We start from the raw sequence: 24,606 nt of genomic DNA on the forward strand, positions 1-24,606 counted from the left end.
GTACCTGCGCTGTTCACTGTTGCGCCCGCCAGCGTCGTCGTGTCGCCAGTTACCGTGCCGTCAGTGCCCACTGTCGTGGTCCCAGCCGTCACCGCGAGGCTCGCCACGGTCGCCGTCCCTGCCAGCCCGTCACCCACAACCGTGGTGCCTGCCGAAGTGACCGCGCCCGTGCCTCCCAACGCTGTCTCGTTGATGTTGAGCGTACCGCCCGCTGCGTTGTCCAACGCGCCGGCTGTGCCACCGTTCAGCGTGGTGGTCGCAGCATTCGCCGTGGTCACGTCGCCCAATGTGCCCGAGGACGTCAGCGTCGCGGCGTCCACGCCGTTGCCAACTGTGCTCAGCCCGCCAATCGTGCCGTCGTCGCCGACGACCGCTGCGCCTTCATTGACCACAAGCGTTGTGGTCACAGAGGCCGCCGTGCCCGTGGTGCCAACATTAACCGCGCCGCCGCCGTCGACTTGGACGGACGTCGCCGTGCCGCCGTTCACGTTCAGCGTGCCGTCGCTGTTCACTGTCGCCGCACCTGTCAGGGTCCCTGTGGAGTTCACAACCGCGGCAGTATTCGCGCCGTCGCCAACCGTCGTGGTGCCCGTGATGACGCCGTCGTCACCGATATTGGTGGTGCCGCCCTGCGCGATCAGATTACTGCCCACGTTAAACGCCGTGCCGGTGGTGCCGATGTTCAAATCACCCGTCGCCGCATCCGCTTGGGTCACGTCACCTGTGGTGGAGCCACCGTTCAGGTTCGCAGTGCCCGAGTTGAGCACAGACGTTTGTTGGGACGTGCCCGTCGCCGTGAACGTGGCGTTCGCCCCGTTGGTCACCGCCCCCATGGTGCCTGCGTTCGTCGCAAGCGTCGCCGAGGCCGCGTTCGTAAACGCCCCGATGTTGCCGTTTGCCGTGTTGTTGAACGTGCCGCCTTGGCCGTTCTCAATCAGCGCTGGTCCGGTGATGGTGCCATCGTTGTTGATGGTCGCGCCATTCGTGTTGCTCAGGCTCGCGACCGTCAGGTCGGACCCCGTGCCGATGTTCACGATGGAACCCGCGCCCTCGTTGTTCAGCGCCAAGCCAGTGCCGCCGAAGGTATCGCCAGCACCGATGGTGATCGTACCACCGCCAACGACTGTTCCGGTCCCGTCTGTCCCGTTGTTCAAGATATCCGCTGTGCCGTCACCCACGGTGACAGTCGCGCCCACACCTGCGGTGGTGATACCGCCCGTGTTGTTCAGCGCCTCGCCGCCCGTGTTGTCATCGTCCGCGTTGATCGTCCCCGCACCCAAGAACGCAATGGTCCCGCCGGAGTTGTTGTTGATCGCACCCGCATCCGTAAGAGCACCGCCGCCAGCCACAATAATTGCCGCGTCGTTGTTCAACGTGTTGCCCGTGCCAGCCAAAGTGCCCGCCACGGTGATCGTGCCGCTCTCGTTGGTGATACTATCCGCTGTCAGGGTCGCCGTCGCGCCGATTGTCGTCGTGCCAGCGTTGGTGAAGCTACCCGGAGTATTCGCGTTACCCAGTGCCGTCAGGTTGTCCACAGTGACGGAAGACCCCGCCTCCAGAACCAGATCGCCATTGTTGTCGAGCGACCGCACATCCGTGACCGCAACGTTCGCACCGATGTTCAGACCACCGTCCGCACCAGCTAGATTGGAGTTGTTGACGATGTCGTTCCCGTTCGCGCTGATCGGGACGTTCGGGACAGGTTGTACAAAGTCAGTATCACCCCCCGCCGCAACGGTCAGGCTGCCGCCCAGATCAGCGTCGATGTCTTGGAAGCCCGCGTTGGAGATGTTGCCCACAAGGTTCACATCGCTGCCCACCGTGGCGTTCATACCGATGTTGATCGAGTTGGCGTTGACCGTCAGGTCATTCCCGCCAGAGGTCGCAATGGTCCCGTCGACCGAGAACACGCCGTCCGTGCCAGTCGGCCCGCCGATTGTCAGCGCCACGTCACCCGCCGCGCCGGTGTTGTCCACAGTCCCGTCGTTGACCGTCAGGTTGCCGTTGATCGTCGTGTCCGCCGCAACGGTGAACGTCGCGGAAGCGCCGTTCGCCAAGGTCACATCGCCCGTTCCAGCGCCAACCCCGAAGGCCCCGCCATTGGCAACGACTGTACCGCCGTTCACGGTTGTGGTTCCGGTGATGGTGCCGCCAGCATCGTTGCTGAAGGTGCCGCCGGTGTTGTCGAGATTGCCGCCGATGGTGCCGCTGTTGTCACCACCCGCCGTCGTCAGGTTCCCCGTGATGGAGTTGCTGTTCGACGTGGTCCCCGTGTTCGTCAGGTTCCCGTTGATCGTGCCCGTGTTCGTGGACGCCCCGCCAGCCGTATGTGTGTTGGTGCCGCCAGCCGTACCGAGCGCACCACCGTTGGTGATCGCACCCGCGATAACCGCTGTGCCGCCAACCGTGTCGCCCGCGCCTTGCGTGAACGTACCGCCAGCCGTCGTGGTCACGTCACCCGTGATCGCGCCGCCTGTGTTGTCCAGATTGCCCGCAACGCTCGCATCCACCGTGATGGTGCCGGAGTTGGTGGAATTCCCGACCGCGCTCACGCTGCCGTTGATTGTGCCGTCGTTGGTCAACGCTCCGCCAGCCGTGTGCGTCGTGGTGCCGCCAACGCTGCCGATGGTGCCGGTTGCGTTGTTCAACGCGCCTGCAACTTGCACGGTGCCCGTGATGTTGCCGCCCGTGTTGTCCGTCAGCGCGCCGCCTGAAGAGGTCAGCCCGCCATTGATTTGGCCGCCGACGTTGCTCACGTTGCCCGACGCGGTGTGCGTTGCCGTGGCACCCGCGGTGCCGAGCGTGCCGTCGTCGTTGTTAATCGTCGTCGCACCCGTCACCAAGCCGGTGACGTTGCCGTTGTTGCTGTTGTTCAACGCTGCTGCCGTCGTGAAGGTCAGGTTGCCCGTGATCGTGCCATTGGTGTCATTTTCAACGTTGCCGCCGACGGAGTTGGTATCCGTCACCAAGCCAGCAGAGTTGATCTGGCCGCCGCCGGAGTTGGTAATAATGCCTGCCGTCGAGGTGACGGTACCCTGAATGTTACCCGCAGAGTTGTTGGTCACCGCAGCTTGGGTCGAGACATCCCCCGTAATCGTACCACCTGCGTTGTTTACGGTGCCCGCCGCCGTTGTGGTGGTCAGGTCGCCATTGATGGTGCTGGCCGCTCCGGTGTTGGTCACCGCACCTGTGGCGGTATGTGCGTTGGTCCCATCCGTCCCGATGGTGCCGCCCGCGTTGTTCAACGCGCCCGCAACCTGCACATTCCCCGTGATGTTGCCGCCGTTGTTGCCTGTCAAACCGCCGCCGGTGGAGGTCAGGTCACCGTTGATCGTGCCGCCGGTGTTGCTCACGTCACCCGTCGCGGTATGCGCGTTCGCGGTGGTCAGGCCAAGCGTGCCCGTGTTGGTGATCGTCGTCGCACCCGTCACATTGCCCGTGACAGTATTCGAGTTCGTCAGCGCAGCGCCCGTGGTGTAGTTCAGGTTGCCCTTGATAGATCCCGTGCCGTTGTTGGTTACAGCCCCAGCAACTTGGTTCGTATCCGTATCCGCACCGCCAGAGTTGATCTGGCCGTTGCTGTTCAGAACAGTACCAGAAGCACTGCTCAACGTGCCTTGAATGTCGCCGCCGCTGTTGTTCACCGCGCCTGCCGTGATCAGCGCGCCGGTGATCACACCGCCGTTGGAGTTGTCGACCAACCCCGTGGAAAAGTTCGTCAGGCCGCCCGTGATAACACTGCCCGCGCCCGCGTTGGTCACCGCGCCGTTTACAGTGTTAACGTCGGTGTTCGCCCCCAAGAAGTTGATCTTGCCGCCAACGTTAGTGATCGACGCCGTGTCACTGCTGGCCAGCAACCCTTCGATGGTGCCGCCGTTGTTGTTGACCGTTCCTGTGCCCGTTTGGGTCAGCGATCCTTGGATCGTGCCGGTGTTGTTCACCGCGCCGGTGGAGCCGGATACGTTGCCGCCGATGATGCCAGAGTTGGTCAGTGTGCCGCTGTTGCCCGTCACGCCGCCGATGCCGGCCAACGTAACCCCGTTGCCGGTCGAACTGTTGATGAATGTGCCTGCGTTGGTGATGGTCCCCGCCACCACGCCCGTCCCTGCGTTGGTGAAGGTACCACCATTGTTGGCGACTGTGCCGGTGACGGTCCCGTTGGTGTTGTCAAAGTCGCCACCGCTCGCCAGAACGTCGCCGGTGATTGTGCCGCCGGTGTTGTCGATGGTTTGGCTGCTGTTGGACGTTACGTCACCCGTAATGGAGCCTGCCACGTTGGTGATCTGCCCACCCGTAGCGCCTGCTCCCGTGCTCACGTTCCCCGAATAAATACCGTTCGAATTGTCAAACAGCCCACCCGTCATGGTGATGTCGACAGCCGTGCCGCCGCCAATCGTCCCTTGGTTGGTGATGGTGCCGCCCGCGTTGTTGGCGATGCTCGCCGCCTCCAGCGTTTGCCCCGCGCCCAAAGTGATGGAGCTGCCCGGTCCTTGGTTGGTGATCGACCCCGATACAGTCATGGAACCCGTGCTCAGGTCCACAATACCGCCACCCACTGCGGCCCCTTGGCCGGTGGCAGCCGTGTTGTCGAAACCGTTGGCAAGATTGCCCGTGGTCGCAACCGTTCCCGCGCTTACCGCGATGGTGCCGGTGTTGTTGATCGTGTCGCCCGAATTCAGCGTGCCGCCGTCCGCAAAGGTAATGACCCCTGCGCCCGCAGGCGTCGCATTGGCGCCGTTGTTGTTGATGTTGCCCGCGTCAATCAGGTTGCCGCCGAGGGCAATATTCAACGCCGCATTGTTGTTGACCGTGTTCCCCGTGCCTTCCAGCGTGGAGCCCGCGCCCACGGAAATCGTGCCGGAGTTATTGGTGATGGTCTGCGCCTGTACAGTCGCACCATCCGCAATCGTCAACGTCCCCGCGTTTACCAGATCTCCGGTAACCGTCGTATCATTGTTCGCGTTAAAGATGTTGTTGTTGGTCACGCTGCGCTGGTCTGCGACAGGTGACGCCGCACCAAATGTCGTGGCCGCATTGGTGTTGAATGCACCGTTATTGGTGAGCCCGTAAGCCAGCGTGCCCCCCTGCGTCAGGTTTGCCGCAGAGATCAGTGTCGCCATCTCGAAGTTAACGATGGAGCCCACGACTTGCGTGGCCCCCGCGCCCAGCTCGACCGAACCGGCACCGCCAAACGTAAGTGTTTGACCGTTTGTGCCGAAGCTTCCGGCACCGGAATATGCGTAGGTCCCCGTAAGGGTGGTGGTCCCGCCGGTAGAGCCCAACGCCCCCGCGTTCACAAACGCGCCGTCAACAACGACGTTCCCGCTCAGGGTGACAGTCGCGCCGGACGCCACATCAATGCCGCCCTGCACACGTGCGCCGTTGATCTCAAGGCCGCCCGCATTCAAATCAACCGCCCCTGTGACGGTGGTGTTGCTGGCGTCATCCACGCCGTTGCCCGCCAGAACAGTCGTCCCCGCGCCTTGGGTGATGCTCGCCCCTGTCGCGCCGTTTTGCAGCGTCAACGTGGTGCCGTCCATCTGGACAGCCCCCACGGTGCCCGCGTTCACGGTGAACGCCCCGCCGTCAATATCAGTCAAGCCGGTGACAGAGCCGTTCAGATTGATCTGGCCCGCACCATTGGTCTGATTATAGGCCGCAATTGTCCCTTCAACGAGAGTGAACGCGCCATTGGCGTTGGTCAGGGAGCCTGTCACGCTGGTTCCGTTGCCGAGCGTTACAGCAGCGCCCGCCGCAATATCCACGGTGGTTGCAGACACGCCAAGCGCACCGCCGGCGCCGGTAATCATTGTGCCCGCATTGAAATCAATATCCGCCGCCGCGATGCTCAACGTGCCGTTCGTCACATCAATCGTGCCGCTATTGGTAAAGCTCGTCGCGCCGGTAATGGCGTTGACACCCGTGCCCACGCCAACACCGTTGGTGATTGTCCCGCCGTCATTCGCGAGCGCGCCCGTCATTGCGGTGTTCGCGTTCACATTGATCTGGTCGCCAGAGGCCACGTTGGTAATCCCACCGCCGAAGCTGCCGCCACCAAGGTTCAGAACGTTGTTGTTGAGAACGGTCTGCACGATGGACGCACCCGCGGCATTGGTCAGCTCACCCGCCGGCCCAACAGCCACGTTACCGGATCCGGTAATCGCCCCAGTGTTTGTATACGCCCCGTTTACGATGACACCTGATGTGCCTGAGGTCAGGTTCACCGTCCCGGTCGTCGTACCAGTCCCGCCAACTGTGATACCATTTGCAGCGACTGTTACAGAACCGGTGCCCGCATTGATGTCGCCCGTAGTGTTTGTAAAGGTCGACGCTCCATCACTGAAATCCAGCGTCGTCGCCTCGCCCGTGCTGTTGGTGATCCCATTGTCATTCGTATAGCTGCCCGCAATTGTGGTCGTGCCGCCATTGCCATCAATGACGCCGCCATTGGTCAAACCGCTTGCAAGGCTACCGCCGCCAGCAACAACCGTACCGCTATTTGTCAGCGATCCCCCCGCATTATGAACACCGTTGCCCTGTGTCGAGAAAGTGCCGCCCGCATCTACGGTCACGTTGCCATCCAACGCACCATTCAAAACATAAGTCGCGCCGGAATCGACTTGAACCGTCGTCGCCGCTGCGAAGGCGCCGTTTACTACACCATCTTGTGTGAAAGTGCCGCCCGCGACCGTCAGACTCGCAGCTCCAGTAATAGAGCGCCCCGTGTTCAAGGTAAGGTTCCCGGTCTGAACCAAAATGTCCCCCGTCAGGGCGACATCAGCGTCAATCGTGAACGTATTGCCCACTTGCTTGTTGATGCTACCAGTCCCAGTCACATCCGCACTCAGATTGCCGCTGCCAAGGTTCATCACGGTCGACACGTTTACGGTGCCATTCCGCACCTCCGTGCCGCTAGCCCCGTGAATATTCAAACGTCCGGTGGAGAACGTGCCCCCCCCCAGATCCACGGCAGCCGCGCCGCCGGACTGCGCTTCAATTGCGCCGAAGGCGACAGAGTTAGAGCCGCTCAGCACAACAGTGCCTTCCTCCACATCCAGATCACCGGAAATCGTATTCGCGCCAGAAAGCGTGGTCGTCCCCGTGCCTCCAAACCTCAATGTGGTTGCCGTCACATCTGCCGTGATGGTGCCATTGATACCCGCTGCCGTCGTGATCGTCTGGTCCGGCCCGAACGTCAGCGTCTCGGCCGTGTCCGCCGCAATGGTCGCGTTGGCGTTAAAAATCATATTCCCGACGGCGATGTTTTCGATCATCGTCACGGTGTAATCCGCTAAGGGGTCGGCCGCGTTAAAGGTAACATTATCCCCATGGACGAACCCGATCAAGATATTGGGGTCACTCTGCACCCAATTCAGCTGAAAGGTGTCCCAGGTCCCGTCGCCACCAACTCCCGCTACACCTACACCTGCTGGGACGAACCCGCCCCCGGCCCAATCGACGTCATTGGCTTGCGCCTGGCCCACCGGATAAAGCGCGGACATTGCTATGAGCGTTGAAACCGCCAAGGCAGAGGTGGTGGACCTCAGAAACAATTTCGGGCGGTAAGAAGAGCGAGACGGCGCTTGGGAATAGGTAACGAACATTAAAATGGCTCCGAGGATAACGATTTGCCCGACGCTCGCACAATTGTGATGAACGATCAACAGTTAGGCAATAACTCGCTCAAAATAACCCGACATTAACGAATTGTGTTGACGTAGCGACACTTGTCTAAATTTTTCATTTTTTTTCAATGCCTTACAAACACGCTACAGAAACAGTTAAACCCTCGGAATTGACAAAACGACGCGAGGAACGGGGGATTGCGCGGTTTTGGCCTCTAGGGCGGCGGCGTTTTGAAGATTCTGCATTAAATGTGTTTGGACGTATCCGGCGACAAAAGCGTTGGGCGCGATAAGATTAATTTCTCCCGCCACGGCCTCACCTTCTTTTAATTTTGCAAACCAGCTTTCGTAAAGTTCGGGGTGACTTTGTTGCAACCTCCGCGCCACCGCGGGCCAGCCGGTGCGCCCCTCGGGCACGACGCTCAACGGTACAGGTCTCGGCGCCGCACCGGAGAAATCCACTTTCACCACGCGGCGCGCGCCCGACATCTCCGCCATGCGGTCCGCGAAATCGGGGCCGACGGACGCCCAGCAACGTTCGGTGTTCTCGTAAATCCGCGAATAGTTCAGACGGTAGGCCCCCACCCTGCCCCGCACACCGGGACGGATGCAGACGATCCACCCGTCTTCGGTCAGCCGCTTCATTTCCCGTTTCACGGTCCGCTCGTTCACCGCCCAAAGCCGCGCCAGCTCCGCTTGCCCGATCGACACCTCGTCTAGCCGCCAGTTGTAGCGCGCGGTGATCACTGCCGCGAGCCGCATCAACGACGTCTGCACCGTGGGGGAGCCATGCAGCCCCGCCACGCTCAACGCGGTGAGCAGGTCGTATTTCAAAGACCCCGCTTGGGGGCCTGTCAGCTTCTTGAGTTCCACGATACCATGCCTGTCACCTATCGCTGGATCTATACGGTCCAGTCTTTTGCCTCTGGGCCTATTTTGGCCGGTGCATCTTCTTTGGATGCGATTCTGCTTGAGGATGACAAAGGCACGGTTTCCCGTTTTCTGTCAACAGGTTTGAAAAAACGGGATTATTCTTAAATCTTCAAAATCAAAAAGAAAATATAGGTATATTGGTGAGGGGTGACATAACTGCTGTCACCTTATTTAGTGTCGGCTGTCACCCTATTCAGACCCTAATCAGATTTGGTGTCACCATATATAGCTGCAAACCCCGTCTCAGATTCCCGAAATCCCGCTAATCGCCCGAATCGCGGAGAAACGCGATGTTTTTGAATTTCGGTTTTGCGTGTTTTGCATTTTCCCGTTATTCAACAGAAAAGGCACAATAACAAGAGCAGGTAAAATGCGAGACCATTCAGACCTTCAAGACATGAACGAACGCTCCTTGGCGCAGCAGACAGCGGTTCGACGCGCGACGTTCTCTCCGGGTGAGACAAAGACACTGCGTCCCTTCTCTATCTGGGAGATTTCCCAGTTCATGTTCGGCGTCCCCGCCGACACGCTGCGCAAGAAGCTGGCGGATGATCCGTCCCTGCCCCAAGGGGAGACACAGGAGGATGGCCGTCAGCGGTGGTTTACGCTGGAGGAGATTAACGAGCTGCGCTTGCGGATCAAATTCCGTGGCCGTAACCTGCGCCCCGAACGCCCCAAAGGCCGCGCGATGCGGGTGGCGGTGTCCAACTTCAAAGGCGGCGTTGGCAAAACCGTGGTGGCCCAGCACTTGGCCAATGCGGCCGCGTTGGACGGTTACCGTGTGCTCTGCATTGATTTCGATCCGCAGGCCACGCTGACCCACTCCATGGGGCTCAACGAGGTGAAGGAAACCAACACCGTTTGGGGCATCATGTGCCGCGATCTGTGCCGCGAGGCGGACCGCATCGCCGACAGCTACGACGACCCAGACGACTGCCCCTACCCCTCCTCGGATGAGTTGCCGGAGGATGTGCAATCCATCGGCGCGCAACGCTTTCAAGATTTCATCCAGCCCACCTGCTGGCCAACGATCGACATCATCCCAAGCTGCGCCAATGCGGCTTTCGTGGAATTTGCCTCCGCGCAGTACCGCTCTTTGCACAAGGCGTGGAGCTTCTTTGGCTGCGTCGCGCGCTACTTGGATGAGATGCCGGATGACCAATACGACCTGATCATTTTCGACTGCCCGCCGGCGATTGGTTACCAATCGCTGAACGCGGCTTTCGCGGCGGACATTCTCTATATCCCGTCTGGGCCTGGATACTGGGAATACGATTCCACGACCTCCTACCTCGGCCAGCTTGGCGACGCGATGCAGGACATTTCCGAAGGCTTCGCCAGCTTGGCAGAGGACGCAGGGTTAACGCTGCCCAAACAGTTCCATGATGTACGTCTGCTCATGACGCGCTTTGAAGCCAACAACCCCTTGCACGCCGCAATGATGGACGCCTTTCGCAACGTGTTCGGCGCAGATGTCTGCGCGAACCCGATCGAGATGACCCGCGCGGTGGAGCAATCGGGCCGGTTCCAGATGAGCGTCTATGAGCAGGACTACCGGCAAATGACCCGCGAGACGTGGAAGCGTGCGCGGCAAAGTTTCGACCGCGCCTATGACGAATTCCGCAACACTCTGCTGGCCTCTTGGAAGCGCCAGTCCGAGCAGGACAAGGATTGATCACATGACACGCGACAACAAATTCGGCTTCGCGCCGCTGGAAACCAAATCCGTAAAGCCTCGCGCACGTGCCGTGGGGCCGATGGGCGCCGCCGTGCGGGACGCCGCCGAGAGCCTGACCGAAAGCACCGAAGCCAAGGTGGAGCAACGCCGCCAGAACGCGGATGACGCCAAAGCGTTCCGCGCCGCCGCTGACGAGGGGCGGGTGCTGGAGCGGGTTGCACTGGGCGATGTCCACACCGACGACCTTCCGCGCGACCGTCTGGAACTGGACGCCGTTGCCCAAAGTGACGAGATGGAGGAACTGAAATCCTCCATCATGGCGCGTGGCCAGAAGGAGCCGGTGGAGCTTTACCGTGGCGACGATGGTCGGCTGCAACTGAAGAAAGGCTGGCGTAGGTTCACCGCGCTGAGCCAGCTGTTCGCGGAGACCGGCGACGATGCCTACGCGGGCATCATCGCGCGGATCGCCAAGGCCGACGACAACCGCCTGACGCGCTACATCGACATGGTGGAAGAGAACGTCGTGCGCGAGGATCTGACCTTTGCGGAAATGGCGCAGGTGGCAATCACCGCAGCGGGCGATGCGCAGGTGGAGGAGGGCTCCGCCGATGTGTTGGTCGGGCGTTTGTACGGTGCGTTGCACAAGATGAAGAAGTCCTACATCCGCAGTTTCGTGACCCTGCTGGAAGCCCTTGGCGACGACCTGTCGTGGCCAAAAGCGGTGCCACGCAACTTGGGCGTGGACGCTGCGCGCGCCTTGAAGTCGGGGCAGGGGGATGTGGTGGACCTGCGCACACGCCTGTCCGTTGCCGCGACGCCAGACGCGCAAAACGCGGTGCTTGCGGACTTTGCGGCGGGGGGCGTGGTGGCCGCGAAACCCGCACCCAAAGCCCCCAAGCAGAAGTTCGAATTCCACGTTGGCCAAACCAAAGTTACCGCGCGGCAGGGCGAATGCCGGATCGTGTCCAAGCAGGATTACGCCTCCATCCCGAAGGCGCAGTTGCAGCGGGCTATTCGCGCGTTCGAAGATGCCTTGAAAGAGGAGGGTTCGCCCTCCATCAAAAGTCTCTAGGGTAACCCATGGGTTACCTTTTGGGGGCGTTGAGGGGATTATTCTCGCTAATCAAATCAAAATACCCTAGTTTTTGATTTGATTAACGGTTAGAAGCGCCTCATGGCAGAAATATGGTCCTCCCCTTACTGGCCGCGTTTTACCTTTGACGCGGCCGCCCTCGCCCCCCTCCTTGCTGCGGCCTCCGAGGCCGTGGGGGAGGTGCGCGGCATGCATGCTGGCCTCACCGATGATGAGCGGGACGAGATCATCCTGCGCGAATTCACCCGCGAGGCCGTGCACAGCTTTTCCATCGAAGGCGTCGAATTGGAGCCGTCGCAGATACAGGCCTCCATCGTGGCGAGCATGGCAAATCAGGCTCTAACACAGCGCAGCCGGCGCGTGGATGACGTGATCACAGTGATGCGCGACGCCCGCAGCGGGGCAGGGGTGCTGACCGCAGAGCGCCTGCAGGATTGGCACGCGACATTGTTCGCCAAGGCCGAGGTCGAAGACCTAGGCCAGTGGCGCAGCTTTGATATGGTGATCGCCAAAAGCAACATCGCAGGGCGCGAAAGCGAGGTGCTGTACCGCGCCGTCCCCGCCGCGCGGGTCGCCTATGAGATGGGGGAATTCCTAAGCTGGCTCGCGGCGGACGACAGCCCGCCCGCGATCCGCGCCGCACTGGCCCATCTGTGGTTCGAGAGTATTCACCCGTTCAGCGACGGCAACGGGCGCATCGGTCGGGCCTTAATAGAGTATGTTTTTGCCCAAACCGCCCTCCTGCCGTTCTCCCTGTCACGCCAGATCGAGGCAGACAAGCAGGGCTATTACGACGCCCTGCAAGCGGGCCGCCAAGAGGGGCAGGGGGGCATCGACGCCACACCCTTCGTCGGCTGGTTCCTAGAGGCGCTTTTGGCGGGGGTGGACGCGGCACACGCAGAGGCGCGGTTCCTTGCCGCGCGCAACCGCTTCTTCCTGCGCCACGAGAGCGCCATGAACGCCCGTCAGGGCGCCGTGCTGCGTAAGTGGTGGGCACTGGGGGCGGAGAGCGTCGCAGAGGGCCTCTCCGCGCGTCTCTACGTCAAATTAGGCTCTATCGCACCAGCAACCGCCACCCGCGACCTGACGGCGCTGGAAGACGCTGGCGTACTGGAGGGCGTGGGGGCAGGGCGCGCGAAGGTGTATTTGGCGGGTTAACTGGAGGACTGTTGACGCACAATTGGCCAAAAGCTAACGTCCAGATATTAAATACAGAGTAATTAAAAATGCCCCAAGATTCAGCCGATTCAGCAGAAATGCGATGCCCTGGGAAGATGGAAAACATCATTGTTCTAGGCTCCGAGCAAAGCTACGATTTATTCTGGCTCAAGATGATGTTTCTCAGCCCTGGGTTTGGGCTGGCCCAAGGGTCGCTATCAGTACCGCATTGGACCCACGCTGACCGCACAACGGTACTCTACGTGGCTGAAGGGTATTCCCGATCGGAGCTTCTTGCGCTGGAAAATTTGCGCAGCATAGGAGTGCATCTGGAAGCTTTCCGATCGGCACGGGCCCTGACCACGTACATCAACACCCGCGAAATCGACGGCGAACGTTACGATATTTTGCGGCTACTCTTTATTTGTCACGGGCTTCCGGGGGTTCTTGACCTGAACTACGAAGGCGGCGCTTTCATCAAGCTCAACCACGGCACGATGACGGCGATTGATCCCAATAGTTTTTGCGCACATGCGCGTATCTATTCTTATGCCTGCCGCACAGGAAATTCGAAATGGCGTGAGAGCTTTAGTAGTCTCGCGCAAGCCGAGCCAGAGAACTCTTTGGCGCAGCGTATGGCCACTCATTGCGGCGTTCCATTCCATGCATTCTACACACGCACCTTGTTCGCTGAATGTATCCGCGACCCGAGTGATAGTGACAGCATTTCTGCGGCTGTAGCCCGATTACGTGTTGGCAACGAAGGCAGCATACTGACCCTATCTGACGAACATGAGGCGTTGCCTCACGCAGGGCAGGGTACGGCAAACAGATATGTGTTCTTCGAGAACGGGCAAGTCGACGAAGGAACTTCTGAATATAGCCTGTGGCGAAAGCAGGGCGGGCGGGCGATGCCGGTTGCTGACAATACGCCGAAAGGACTTCCGGGTGTTTTTGCGGTGTTCACACCATGACGCGCAGTCGATCTTTCGCGTTGTTGGCTCTTGCCGGGGTCGTGAGCTTTATAACCTACTTTGGATATCTATTTATGACTGACCTTGAACAAAATCGGTTTTGCCGGGTGATGGAGCCCTCTCAATTCGCTGAGCTTCAAAGCGATATGGCGCAATTTGCGATGCAAGTGAGCAAGACTGGAATTGATGTGGTTTTGACCCTCGATACTGACCTGCCGCGCGCAGGTATGGGGACGCTGTTTGTAGCGCTCGGATCGCTTGCTGACCCGGACGGCGTTGAATACCGTGGACCGTTTACCCCACAAATTTCAACGCGCGTCGCAATTCCAGCCGATATGGATCAATTTAATTTGGTGCCGTCGGTGCGTTTGTTCTACCCAGAACGCTACGCGGTGTGTGTCTGGGAGGCAGATGCTGCGATTGAAGTCACCCACGAGACGGCTGGACCAATCGTCCGGCGGCTGGTTCTACACTCGGCGCGGGTAGACGGGCGCATGGGTTCTTTGGACATCGTGGATGACGGCTGACACCATTCCTGTGACCCACATCGTCTCCCATACATTGCTAGAGGGTATCTTGCCTCTGGAGCCGCTTTTCCCTGCGCCGGAGGAAGGGGATTGGCTGATGCCTGAGACCCTTGAGCGCGCGCTGTTTGGATCTGCCGATACTGCGACGGCGTGTTTCGTGATATTGGATAGTGGGCAAATTCCCAATCTTCCCGAACTGTTGGAGCAATCTGGGCTGAAATACCGATGTTTGTTTTCTGGTCAGACGGGTGAAACATTGGCTGAGAATTCCCCTTGGCTTGTCCAGCTTGTGTCTGGTGCGCGATTCACACGTGACCTGTTTACGGCTTCTGACGCCGTTTGGCATTTGTGGGGTGCGCAACGCTGCATCATCGTGCGCTCATCACAGGATTTCCATGCGATCTGGAAGCATTTTCGAAGGCTCACTCGAATAGAAGACGCGCAGGGCAAGACCTTCTATTTTCGGTTCTGGGAGGCGCCGTATTTTCGCGCGGCCTTGATGCAAGGCAGCGCAACTGAAGCTGGGCAGCTTGTGCCGCAGGTCTCGCAAACTCTATTGCCGAGGGCAGATGGCTTGGAAACGATAGAGGTCGCGCCGCAGCCAAAGTCGCGCGGTATCTTTATACTGAGTGCTGCCCTCAAAAAAGTGTTCGGTGAAGTCGCTTTGCAAGTGTTTTATGCTCGGTTGGAAAAACGTCATTGCGAGGTCGGGAACATGACGCGGAGCGAGTTTACTCAGCATCTATCCGGCGCGCTTCATGCGGGTTTCCGCGATCGTGATGTTCTAGAAGCGCTGCTTGATTGGTGTGCCGAATACGATCAGCCTGTTTTTGCTCAACCCTGGGCTGAGGCCTCCCTCGCGGCGACTGCAGGCTTGAAAGACATATCACGGATGGGCAATCTCAAACGCGCATCCCGTCGTCAAAAAGCAAAAGAGCTCGCCGAAGCGAGCCCTTGAGTATTCTTCAGATACGTCGAAGGCGTTATTCACCCTCTTTCGGACACTCCTCGACCAGTGGCAGTGCCTTGTTGGCGGCGCCTGACAGCGTTGGCACCTGCGCGGAGCCGGAGCCGCCCATGGAGACCATGCCTTTGAGGTCGATCTTGGGCGCCTTCAGCTCGATGCCCGAAGGCCCGATGGTGATGGAGCCGCCCGGGCCTTTGATGGTGAACTTCTCGTAGGCCATCAACGTGTGCTTGCCGGTGTTGGTGGTGATGCTTTCGACCACATTGACCGTCATTTTGCCGGAGACTTCCTGCTCCACATTGCGGCCCACGGAGATCAGGTGATCGGCGTAGATCGCCTGTTTATGAATGTTGCCGACGTTGTGGATGTGGTCCTTGCCGTAGTCCTCGATCTGGTTCTGGGCGACCTTGTAGTTCACATCGCGCCCGATGGTGTGGCGGGCGTCGCGGCCCACGGTTTCGGTGTGGTCTTGACCAACAGAGATGGATTTATCGCGGCCCACGGTTTCGAACTGATCGTTATCCACGCGCTTCTCGCGGTCATTCTCGATGTGGATTTCCTGATCTTTCTGCCCGTGCATGTAGATCTTTTCTTCGTCCTTCTCATCCTCGAAGGTCAGCTCGTTAAAGCCGCCGCCTTGGTGGGTGTCGGTCTTGAACACGGACTTGGTTTTGTTGGCGGGCAGGGCGTAGGGGGCGTTGTTCTTGCCGTTGTAGACGCAGCCGGTGACCAGTGGTTGGTCCGGATCGCCCTCAATGAATTCAACCACGACCTCCATCCCGATGCGCGGGATGATCATACCGCCCCAGCCTTTACCGGCCCAGTTTTGCGACACGCGGCAGCGCATGGAGTAGGCTTTGTCGCGGTCCCAGTGGAAATGCACCCAGATGCGGCCGTATTCGTCGCAATCAATCTCGCCTTCGCCCACGACGGTCGCCGTTTGCGGGCCGTGCACGATTGGGCGCGCGGTGGTGCGCTGCGGCTCGAAGGGTTCGGCCACGGGGGACATGATGTATTTGGCGGTATAGGCGTATTGGTCGCCGCCGGAATCGCCGGAGCCATAGGCCTGTGACTTGAAGCTGTATTCGACGCGCAGACACAGGAATTCTTCGTCCAGAATGCCCGGAACCTGTTGGCCGCCGACGGTGACGCGGCACCCTGCGTTCAGGGAGACAACGTCGCCCTCAACCGCATGAAAATGGTCGCCGGAGCGTTCTTGCAACGTGCGCAGTTTCACCACCTCTGTGCCGCGGCTACGGTCCAGATAGTCACCGGGGTAGTCGAAGCTTTCGATCTGGCCGTTCTCATATTGCGCGTCGCCAACCTGCTCGGCCAGCATTTGCGACACTGGCGTCTTGAAGTTGTAGTCCGTCATAGTGATGGCGCCGGTGGTCAGCAGGCGGCGCGGGTGCCAGACCCAAAAATGCTCTTCCGGTGGGCGGTGCTGGCCGTCGATGGGGTAGAATGGCACCGTTCCCTGATCAATAACCGGAAAATCATCCATGTTATCGTTGAGGACCAGCTTATGTGCGCCGTCTTCGTGCACAAAGTAGTAGTGGATGCCGAAGCGCTCCAACTGGCGGGTCACGAAGGTGAAATCGCTCTCGCGGTATTGCACGGTGTATTCCAGCTCCGGATAGGAGCGGGTCAGGTTGATGTCGTAGGTTGTGTCGCCGTGGCCGGAATATTCGCCCAGCACCTCTTTCACGATGTTGACGACGTCCATGTTGTGGAAAATCCGCTGGTTGCGGCGGCGGGTTGCCAGCCAGAACCATGGGCGCAGCACCAGTTTGTAGGTGTTGCCGTTCTCCTCCACGCCGGTCCATTGCGCTTCGGTGACGACGCCGTCAAAGAAGGATTTATCGCCGGACATGGAATCAAGCTCCACGGTGGCGTGGGTGCCGATCAGGGCGTTGAAGTCGATGTTTGGTTCGTGCGACAGGGCGTCGACGTTGAATTCGAACAGGTCATCAATGCTGCTATGACCATCGAATCGCAGCAGAACCAAGTGATCCTTGCCAAGCGCGGTGTGAAGTTTGCCGACTTTGTTATCTTGGGAAAATGGTTTGTTCATGAAAATAGAACCCGATTAAAAATTGAAATAACTGACATGATGGTACTCCTGTCACGGCCTTTTGCCAAGAAATGATGACGACCTGCAGGCATCAGCGACGCTCCAGCGGGGCGAAGGCCTTGGGATAATCGTCTGGCACCTGCCCTGCGACGCGCCCGAAGCCGGATTGTTCCGGCGGGGCGGTAACATTCACGACGCAGCGGGCGCCGGTTTCCGGATCCCAGTAAATGCGGTCCAGATCAGGGTGAAAAAACGCATCCATATGCGACGGGGAGGCGGGGGCCATGGCCTTATCGAACGGCCCCGCCGCACCGTGCATGAAGATGGAGTTCAGCGAGGCTTGCGCACTGTGGGCGGCGCCCCGCCAAACGCGGCGGTCGCGCGCATCGGGATCATCGCTGGGACCATCGGGGAGCGGGAATCCGTTGGCATCAAGCCACGCATCCTTGACCCATTCATGCACGTTGGAGCTCATCGCATATAGCCCGTAGGGCGTTGGCGGGTAAGCGTCCGGCAGATGTGTGGAATGGGGCTGCTGGTCCAGCGTTTCGCGGTAAAGCTGCTCCAGATAATCATATGTGCCGTCTTGCGTGGCATAGGCGACATCGCGCCCGCCGGAGCGCGCGGCGTATTCCCATTGCTCCGACGTGGGCAAGTCAAAGGGCTGGCCCGTGACGTCGGACAACCACGCGCAAAAATCTTCGGCTTGGTGGTAGGCGATGATGGCGGGGTAGGGGCCTTGGCGTTCGTGGCTTTCCCATGCGTCGGCGCGCAGCGGCAGGTCATTGGCGGCGGCGTAGAGGTCGAAATCGTAGTTCGTGACCTCAAAGCGGGAGATGTAGTAGCTGTCCACCGAGACGGGCGCACGGTCGGCGTCCACAACGGGGCCATAGATCAATTCGCGGCGTTCTTCGCCGTCAAGGATCACCGGCACGGGCACATTGCCGAATTTGAAGCTGCCGCCGGGGATGTGAACCATATCGTCCAGCACCCGCTGGCGCAGCTCTTCGATGTTTTTCTTGGAAGCGCGTGGCGCGGAGTAGTTTTTCAATCCGTCACCGCCAAAGAATTTTTCCACGTCGATAATCCCGTCTGAATCTAGTGCCCACGTCAAAAGGCCCGCCCCTGCGGCCACTGCAACGGTGGCCCCCCATGCCCAAAGCTTCATGCTGATCCCTCACGTGTTGGCATTATGCGTAGTACCGCGTTGGGGTGTCTGGCGCAATTTCGCGCTGGCTTTCGATCTCCAGCACCTTCGCGTTGAATTTGGTCTGCGAGCCGAAGTCCAACACGCCGTTGAGGCGGGCCATACCCGCGACTTTGCCTGTTTTAGAGCCGTTTTTGCTGACCCGTTCGATCACCTGTTCCCACTCTCGGGCGGACTGGATGGTGTCCATGACGACCAAAATCGCGCCCTCTTGGTATTCCTCGCGCGAGAAGGTGAAGGTTTCGCCCAAGCGGTAGAGGATCATGCCCTTGGTTTCGGGCGGCGCGAAGGTCAGCGCGTCCGGACGTGCCTGAATGCGGCGGGCGAAGTCTTCGGCCTCTTGCGCGCTGGAGAACATTTCGCTGACGGCGCTGAGCGCGCTTTTCACCAGATCGCCCAACTCCCCGACCACATATTGCGCGGGCTTGACGATGAGGTAGTAGGCAAGCGCCTTGATGGCCTCGAACGCGGCGTTGGAGATAAAGCGCAGGATGGAGAAGTCGTTGGCCACCAACTGGTGATAGACATAGACGACGAAATCAAACGCGGTGTTCAGCCCCACGGCGGCGGTGACACCGCCCTTCGCGCCCACGCCGATGACCAGTTGTGCGCCGCAGCGGGCGTAAAGCTTGCCGCTGGTGCTATCCAGCTCAATCTTGAAATAGGCCTCCGCGCCGATGCCTGCGTTGGCGGAAATCTGCACACCCACCTCGAAAACCGTGGCCCAGCCGTGGCGGCCTGCGTTGGCGGCGCGTTTCTCCGGATTATCCCATTCCAGACCGCCCTTGACGTTGGCGCTGGCTTCAACCCCTGCGAAGGCGCCCACGGCGACCTCTCCCTTGCCGCCTGCGCTGCTGCCTTTGCCAGTCACTTTGCCGTCGACTTTGGGCACATATTCGATGCCGATTGTACCCATCACGGACGCGCCGACCATGGCGTCGACCCCGATGCGGGCGCGGAAGCGGAAGTAGCCGAAATCAAGCTGCGATGCGGAGCTGCTGGTGGAGCCGCCTTGCGACGGATCGCCGTCGGCCCAGTCAATGAGCGCATGCCAGCCGTCGCGGTCGGGTAGGTAGCCGGAGAGGTCCGCCTTGGCCTCGGCCAGAACGGCGCGGGCTTCGGCACCTGCGGAGATGCCGAAACTGCCGTCTTTGGGGTCATAGCCCAACTGCGTGCGGAAACCTGCGTAGCCACGGAACAATTGCGCGGCGGCGGACAGGTCGAAGTTGGAGCTGTTGAAGTCCGTGGCATAGGTCAGGCTGTCGTTCACCGCGTCGACCCAATCGAGCCAGCGGGACTTCAGCAATTCGTTCAAATTGCCATCAAAGAAGGTGGTGGAATAGACCGTGCCCTTGATGCGCTGGCCGGTGATGCCGCGTTTCAGATCCTTGTCGATATCTTGTGCGATCTTGTCCCATGCCCGCCCCAAGGCCCCGCGATCCAGCTGTTTGGGCGAATTCGCCCCCGTGCTGTTGGCGGTGCGCAGATTGGTGGGGATTTTGTAGCTGCGGGTGTGGTTTTTCATCTTGTCGGACCGCACGTAGGTCCATTTCTTGCCGTAGACCTGGTAGCCCTGCACCATGTGTTTGGAGGGCATGGTGACGTCGGGCTTGATGTAATCCTTCATCAGGCGGGCCAGTTCATCTTGGGCAGAGGCGACGCGGTCGGGATCATCGGCGCGGCGGGCGTCTTCGACAGTCTTGAAGGCGGCGTCCATGAAGGAGATTTCGGTTTTCATCTCCTCCCAGTCTTCCTTGGCGTACATCAGCACGACGCTGTCGCCGACCGCCGGATCGCCGCAGGAGGGGACGTAGATCAACTCGAAGTCGCCGCAGTCCATGCAAATGCTCATGCCGATTTCCTTCCAAGTCCGTAATGTTCGCGTAATTTAAATAAAATGAACCCCATCGAGTGTTCGCCACTCGCGATGGTTCGCCAAATTGCAGGGTGTTCTTCGGGCGCGATGCGCGACAGCACATGATGGGCGTCCATCAGGTTCGTCTCGTGGCTGAACCCGTGGGTTTGCAAGCGCACGGCGGTGGCGACGAAGGCTTGATGCTCCGCCTCGGGGATGGCGCGCTCAACGCAGAGGCGACGCGCGTTCCGGTTGTATTCCACCAGCTGCATCGCCCGCCATTTGCGGCGGGTCAGCACCATGGGTTCCGGCGCGGCGTCCAGATCGGGAGCGGCGCTGAGGATGTTGGCGGCCCAAACCTCTGGGCGGGGCTGCTCGATTGCGATGACGGAATGGAGCGGCCCGAAGAAACCGGCGATTTCACCCGCACTGGCCTGCCCCATCATGGCGGCCAGAAAATCGGGCTCGAAAAAGCGCAAGAAGAAGGTATCGCCCGCCTCGTCGCGCAGCTTGGTATATTTGCGAAAATGCGCGCGCAGGGTCTCTAGGGAGGCGTCGGAGCGCAGGAAGATGCCGATTTGGCGCCGCCAGAAATGCCAAGGCGCATCGGTGTCGGGGCTGTCGGTGGCGGTCATCAGGTCGCGCAACATGCGGTCATCTGGGTTGAGTTCCACCAGCCACGGGGACAGGTCGCCCATGTTTTCCATCGCCTTACCGGAATAGAGGCAGGTGTGGGGGAGCTCTTGATTCTCCAGCATATCAATCAGCCCCGTGGCCTGCGCCGCATCAAGAACAGCATAGAGGCGGGTTTGTCCGGCATCGGTTCCGTGATCGGCCAGCAGGGCTGGGGCCAAGGGGGCGGGCACGGTGTCAGTTGCCCCCAACGCGTGAGCGAGCGGATGCAAATCGACGATGGTGTCAATTACCAGTGGACGGGACATGTATGCGTTTCGACAGAAGTGTTAAAATATAATGGCTTGAGTGTAAGCGAAGAACTTGCCGTATGGGAAGCTAAAACCGTATCCGTCCGGCGGGTCTTTGCTTAACCGAAACAGTCTGCCCATGCAGCGTTGATTGCATCCGCGATCGGCAAGGTTGACCACGCCCTGAACGGGTCCGCGTAGAAGCGGTGGCCATAGACCAGCGTAAGCACAAGTAAACGCCCCTGATCCGGCTGCGACAGGTCCAGCCTGCCGAGGTCGGATTTGGTGGCAGCCAGTGCTGCGTCAACGGCGTTGCCGTGGCGGGGCAAAAACTGCTGCGCGAAGGTGGTGAAGGCCTGCGGGGTGATCTGTTCAGCGGCGGGAAGCGCCGTGATATGTGCGCTGACGGCGTCCCATTGATCCATCAAAGCGGCCTGCGGGCTGGCCTCCCACGCGGGCATGAAGGCGCGTTCCAACGGGGCACGCAATCCGCCTTGATGGGTGCGCAACACTTTGTGCACGTCGGCAGGGTGGCCGGAGATGTGAAACCAGCCGCCCAGTGTCAGCATGACATGGGCGAGGAAGGCGTAATCATCCTTCAAGGCGCATTTGACGCGGCGGCCCTCTGCCATGATATGCGCCACGGCGGCGTCCATCTGGACCGGATCGAACGCCTGAAAGCGGTCGGGGTAGGCCTCGCGGAGCCACGCGGCGGTTTCTTGGCGAAAGGCGTGATCGGCGACTTCCTGCATCAAGGCGTGGTCTTGGGCATCAAAAGTGATCGGCGCGGTTTTGGGTAAACGGCCACTGGCCTCGCGCGGGAAGAGGCGCGTCGCCTGCGCAACACTGCCTGTGATGATCTCGAGCGGCAGTTGCGGCGTCAGGCGGAAAATGCGGTCCACCCGCTCTGGCCGCGTGGCTATGCCAGGAAAATAGACCCGCGCGACGGCGGGATCCCAAAAGCGAAAGAAGGTCCATTTGTCGGCGTCATCCGAGGAGCGGATGCGCAGGAAGTGGCGCAGATGCCGACGCAGGGCCTCCATGCTGGTGTCGGCGCGGATAAACAGGCAGGCGCCGCCGTCCCATTGTTTGGTGAACAGATCGCGCAACGGCGCGGGGATCAGCGCACCGTCTTGGCCGAAAGGAGTAATGTCGACCAGATAGGGCGCGATTTCGCGCATGTCCTCGGCGGCGGCCCCGTTATAGAGGCAGCTTACGTCGCAGATCATTTCCAGCGCATCAATGTCGAAGCCGCCGCGCAGGTTTTTGCGGGTGGCAGCGTCGATCACCACAAAGCAGCGGCGCGGGCCGTCAAAGAGGATATCGGCCAGTTCCGGCGGGCACCACGGGCGATCCCAGAAGGGCAGTTTGCTGTCGGGATCAAGCGGGGTGAGGGGGAGATGCTCCACCGTCAGAACCGGTTCCGCGCTGCGCGGGGCGGCTTGGATGTTGGCGGGGTAGAAGCCCGAAAATTGCACCGGCGCGGTTTCGGTCACGGCGGAGAGCAGGGCCATAATCAGCTCTGTCTCACCGTGGCGGCGCAGGTGGTCTTGCGCGGGGGTGACGTGATCCAGCGCGATGAACCTATGGCCCGCCGCGTCCAAAGACGCGCGCGCCATATTTGCCAAGTCCCCCTGTTGGGCGGTGGCCGCGACGAGGGTGGCAACATGGGGTGCATCGCTGCCGTGGGGCACCGCCATGCATTGGGCAACATATGTATTCATTAAAAACTAACCGCGGGGGTTTACCAATTTCGCGAGGACCGTATCGCGTGTGACCTGCCCGATCAATTCGCCGTCACGGGTGACGCCAAGGACCGGCGTTTGGGCCATTTGGTCCATGATTTCGGTGACATCGGTGTTGGCGTCAATCGTGGCAAGGGGGGTGCCTTGCACCGGCTCCACCATATCGCGCGCGCAGAGCACGCCGAGCGGGTTCATATGCGCCACGAAGTCGGCGACATAATCGTTTTGCGGATTGGTGAAGATGTCCTGCGGGGTGCCGCATTGCACGATGCGCCCGCCCTCCATGATGGCGATGCGGTTGCCGATTTTAAACGCCTCGTCCAGATCATGGGACACGAAGACGATGGTACGTTTGAGCTTTTGTTGCAGCTCCAGCAACTCGTCTTGCAAGCGGGTACGGATCAGCGGGTCAAGGGCGGAGAAGGGCTCATCCATCAGCAAAATCGGCGCGTCGGTGACGAATGCGCGCGCAAGGCCCACGCGTTGCTGCATACCGCCGGACAAATCGCCGACCTTCCGGTCGGCGTGGGCGGTGAGGCCCACGAGATCAAGCTGCTCTTCGACCTTCTCGTTGCGCTCCGCGAGTGGCATGCCGCCGAGTTCCAGCCCGAGGCCCACGTTTTCGCGCACGGTGCGCCATGGCAAAAGCCCGAACTGTTGGAACACCATCGCGATGGTGCCCAGCCGCATGCGGCGCAGGGTTTTGGCGTCTGCGTTGGTGATATCGACCATGGTGCCGTTGTCGTTGACCTCCACACTGCCGCGCACGACGGGGTTCAGCCCGTTCACGGCCCGCAGAAGCGTTGATTTTCCAGAGCCGGAGAGCCCCATGAGCACAAGGATTTCGCCCTCCGCCACGGTCAGGGAGCAGTTGTGGACGCCCAGCACTTGACCGGTTTCTTCTTGGACTTCGATGCGCGACTTGCCTTCGTCCATAAGCGGAAGGGCGCTGTCGGGTTTGTCGCCGAACACGATGGAGACGTTTTTGAAATCTACGGCGCTCATTTGTTGTCTACTCTCAGCATACGGTCGAGCATGATGGCCACGACGACGATAACGAAACCGGCCTCAAATCCGAGCGCGGGGTTCACTTGGTTCAGCGCGCGCACGACTGGCACGCCAAGGCCGTCGGCCCCCACAAGGGCGGCGATGACGACCATCGACAGCGACAGCATGATGGTTTGGTTCAGGCCGGCCATGATTTGGGGCAGGGCGTAGGGCAACTCCACCTTCCACAGGGTTTGGCGGGGCGTGGCGCCGAAGGCTTGCGCGGCTTCCAGCAAGGGCTGCGGCGTGGAGGACACCCCCAGATGCGTTAGCCGGATGGGCGCGGGCAGCACGAAGATCACCGTGGCAATCAAGCCCGGCACCATGCCGATGCCGAAGAAGACGATGGCGGGGATCAGGTAGACGAATGTGGGCAGGGTTTGCATCAAGTCCAGCACCGGACGCATCGCGGCGAACAGGCGCGGACGATGCGCGGCGGCGATGCCGATGGGGGTGCCAACAGCCATACAGACGACACAGGCCGACAGCACCAGCGTCAGGCTTTCGGTGGTTTCTTCCCAGTAGTCCTGATTGAGGATGAACAAGAAGCCGAGCGCCACGAACAGGCAGGTTTTCCAACTGCGTTGCAGCACCCATGTCAGCACCACGAAGGCCGCGATGGTGATCAGCGGATGGGGGCTTTGCAAGACCCACAAAATGGCGTCGATCAGGGTTTCCATCACGATGGAGAGCGTGTCAAAGAATGGCTCTCCCACATCTTTGAGCCACTCGAAAATGGCCTTGGCCGTTTTGCCGATTGGTATCTTGTTGTCTGTAAGCCAGTCCATGAAGTCTTTCCA

At 60.3% G+C, this 24,606-nt stretch carries 16 protein-coding genes; 7 read left to right on the plus strand and 9 right to left on the minus strand.

Features of this window, described 5'->3' with window-relative positions; all coding sequences use genetic code 11:
• A partial coding sequence (locus tag BLW66_RS16695) for a beta strand repeat-containing protein (protein ID WP_139254584.1) occupies positions 1–7,604 on the minus strand: 7,604 nt, incomplete at its 3' end.
• Positions 7,605–7,781: 177 nt separating this feature from the next.
• On the minus strand, positions 7,782–8,498 hold the full coding sequence (locus BLW66_RS16700) for a DnaA N-terminal domain-containing protein (RefSeq protein WP_089948695.1): 717 nt from the start codon (positions 8,496–8,498) through the stop codon (positions 7,782–7,784).
• Between the two features lie 6 nt (positions 8,499–8,504).
• On the opposite strand from BLW66_RS16700, the gene BLW66_RS17990 reads away from it, so the two are divergent.
• From BLW66_RS17990 to BLW66_RS16730, 7 genes are all read left to right on the plus strand, one after another.
• Positions 8,505–8,663, plus strand: coding sequence for a hypothetical protein (locus BLW66_RS17990; protein WP_170833513.1), 159 nt, complete (start codon positions 8,505–8,507; stop codon positions 8,661–8,663).
• Between the two features lie 265 nt (positions 8,664–8,928).
• The gene (locus tag BLW66_RS16705) at positions 8,929–10,233 is read left to right on the plus strand and encodes an AAA family ATPase (protein WP_089948697.1); all 1,305 of its coding nucleotides are present in this window, start codon (positions 8,929–8,931) and stop codon (positions 10,231–10,233) included.
• Positions 10,234–10,237: 4 nt separating this feature from the next.
• On the plus strand, positions 10,238–11,308 hold the full coding sequence (locus BLW66_RS16710; RefSeq protein WP_089948700.1) for a ParB N-terminal domain-containing protein: 1,071 nt from the start codon (positions 10,238–10,240) through the stop codon (positions 11,306–11,308).
• 102 nt (positions 11,309–11,410) lie between these two features.
• A complete protein-coding gene (locus tag BLW66_RS16715; RefSeq protein ID WP_089948702.1) occupies positions 11,411–12,487 on the plus strand; it encodes a Fic family protein in 1,077 nt (358 codons plus the stop codon).
• 116 nt (positions 12,488–12,603) lie between these two features.
• Positions 12,604–13,461 carry a hypothetical protein gene (locus BLW66_RS16720; RefSeq protein WP_089948705.1) on the plus strand — a complete coding sequence of 286 codons (858 nt, stop codon included), beginning with the start codon at positions 12,604–12,606 and terminating at the stop codon, positions 13,459–13,461.
• Positions 13,462–13,535: 74 nt separating this feature from the next.
• The gene (locus tag BLW66_RS16725) at positions 13,536–13,988 is read left to right on the plus strand and encodes a hypothetical protein (protein WP_139254585.1); all 453 of its coding nucleotides are present in this window, start codon (positions 13,536–13,538) and stop codon (positions 13,986–13,988) included.
• Positions 13,978–14,946: a DUF4123 domain-containing protein gene (locus BLW66_RS16730; protein ID WP_089948711.1), complete on the plus strand. Its 969-nt coding sequence runs from the start codon at positions 13,978–13,980 to the stop codon at positions 14,944–14,946. Before BLW66_RS16725 ends, BLW66_RS16730 begins: the two co-directional genes overlap by 11 nt.
• A gap of 25 nt (positions 14,947–14,971) precedes the next feature.
• Here BLW66_RS16730 and BLW66_RS16735 read toward each other — a convergent pair whose 3' ends face one another.
• The 7 genes from BLW66_RS16735 to choW form a co-directional block, all read right to left on the minus strand.
• The gene (locus BLW66_RS16735; protein WP_089948715.1) at positions 14,972–17,029 is read right to left on the minus strand and encodes a type VI secretion system Vgr family protein; all 2,058 of its coding nucleotides are present in this window, start codon (positions 17,027–17,029) and stop codon (positions 14,972–14,974) included.
• A 91-nt stretch (positions 17,030–17,120) separates the two neighbouring features.
• The gene (locus BLW66_RS16740) at positions 17,121–18,197 is read right to left on the minus strand and encodes a formylglycine-generating enzyme family protein (protein ID WP_089948717.1); all 1,077 of its coding nucleotides are present in this window, start codon (positions 18,195–18,197) and stop codon (positions 17,121–17,123) included.
• 22 nt (positions 18,198–18,219) lie between these two features.
• Positions 18,220–20,088 (minus strand): hypothetical protein, encoded by a 1,869-nt coding sequence (locus BLW66_RS16745; RefSeq protein WP_089948721.1) that lies wholly within the window; start codon positions 20,086–20,088, stop codon positions 18,220–18,222.
• Positions 20,085–21,032: a DUF4123 domain-containing protein gene (locus BLW66_RS16750; RefSeq protein ID WP_089948725.1), complete on the minus strand. Its 948-nt coding sequence runs from the start codon at positions 21,030–21,032 to the stop codon at positions 20,085–20,087. The genes BLW66_RS16745 and BLW66_RS16750 overlap by 4 nt, the downstream gene beginning before the upstream one ends.
• 101 nt (positions 21,033–21,133) lie before the next feature.
• Complete coding sequence (locus BLW66_RS16755; RefSeq protein WP_089948727.1) at positions 21,134–22,738, minus strand: DUF4123 domain-containing protein; 1,605 nt, start codon at positions 22,736–22,738, stop codon at positions 21,134–21,136.
• A 6-nt stretch (positions 22,739–22,744) separates the two neighbouring features.
• Positions 22,745–23,764: a choline ABC transporter ATP-binding protein gene (gene choV / locus BLW66_RS16760; protein WP_089948730.1), complete on the minus strand. Its 1,020-nt coding sequence runs from the start codon at positions 23,762–23,764 to the stop codon at positions 22,745–22,747.
• On the minus strand, positions 23,761–24,594 hold the full coding sequence (gene choW, locus BLW66_RS16765; protein ID WP_089948732.1) for a choline ABC transporter permease subunit: 834 nt from the start codon (positions 24,592–24,594) through the stop codon (positions 23,761–23,763). Before choW ends, choV begins: the two co-directional genes overlap by 4 nt.
• Positions 24,595–24,606: the final 12 nt, after the last annotated feature.

Source organism: Litoreibacter albidus, assembly GCF_900107015.1.
Lineage (GTDB): Bacteria > Pseudomonadota > Alphaproteobacteria > Rhodobacterales > Rhodobacteraceae > Litoreibacter > Litoreibacter albidus.

Excerpts from the sequence above, each read along its gene's own strand:
- BLW66_RS17990 (WP_170833513.1), top strand. The coding sequence starts at position 8,505 with ATGCCTGTCACCTATCGCTGGATCTATACGGTCCAGTCTTTTGCCTCT.
- BLW66_RS16705 (WP_089948697.1), top strand. The coding sequence starts at position 8,929 with ATGCGAGACCATTCAGACCTTCAAGACATGAACGAACGCTCCTTGGCG.
- BLW66_RS16710 (WP_089948700.1), top strand. The coding sequence starts at position 10,238 with ATGACACGCGACAACAAATTCGGCTTCGCGCCGCTGGAAACCAAATCC.
- BLW66_RS16715 (WP_089948702.1), top strand. The coding sequence starts at position 11,411 with ATGGCAGAAATATGGTCCTCCCCTTACTGGCCGCGTTTTACCTTTGAC.
- BLW66_RS16720 (WP_089948705.1), top strand. The coding sequence starts at position 12,604 with ATGGAAAACATCATTGTTCTAGGCTCCGAGCAAAGCTACGATTTATTC.
- BLW66_RS16725 (WP_139254585.1), top strand. The coding sequence starts at position 13,536 with ATGACTGACCTTGAACAAAATCGGTTTTGCCGGGTGATGGAGCCCTCT.
- BLW66_RS16730 (WP_089948711.1), top strand. The coding sequence starts at position 13,978 with ATGACGGCTGACACCATTCCTGTGACCCACATCGTCTCCCATACATTG.
- BLW66_RS16735 (WP_089948715.1), bottom strand. The coding sequence starts at position 17,029 with ATGAACAAACCATTTTCCCAAGATAACAAAGTCGGCAAACTTCACACC.
- BLW66_RS16740 (WP_089948717.1), bottom strand. The coding sequence starts at position 18,197 with ATGAAGCTTTGGGCATGGGGGGCCACCGTTGCAGTGGCCGCAGGGGCG.
- BLW66_RS16745 (WP_089948721.1), bottom strand. The coding sequence starts at position 20,088 with ATGAGCATTTGCATGGACTGCGGCGACTTCGAGTTGATCTACGTCCCC.
- BLW66_RS16750 (WP_089948725.1), bottom strand. The coding sequence starts at position 21,032 with ATGTCCCGTCCACTGGTAATTGACACCATCGTCGATTTGCATCCGCTC.
- BLW66_RS16755 (WP_089948727.1), bottom strand. The coding sequence starts at position 22,738 with ATGAATACATATGTTGCCCAATGCATGGCGGTGCCCCACGGCAGCGAT.
- choV (WP_089948730.1), bottom strand. The coding sequence starts at position 23,764 with ATGAGCGCCGTAGATTTCAAAAACGTCTCCATCGTGTTCGGCGACAAA.
- choW (WP_089948732.1), bottom strand. The coding sequence starts at position 24,594 with ATGGACTGGCTTACAGACAACAAGATACCAATCGGCAAAACGGCCAAG.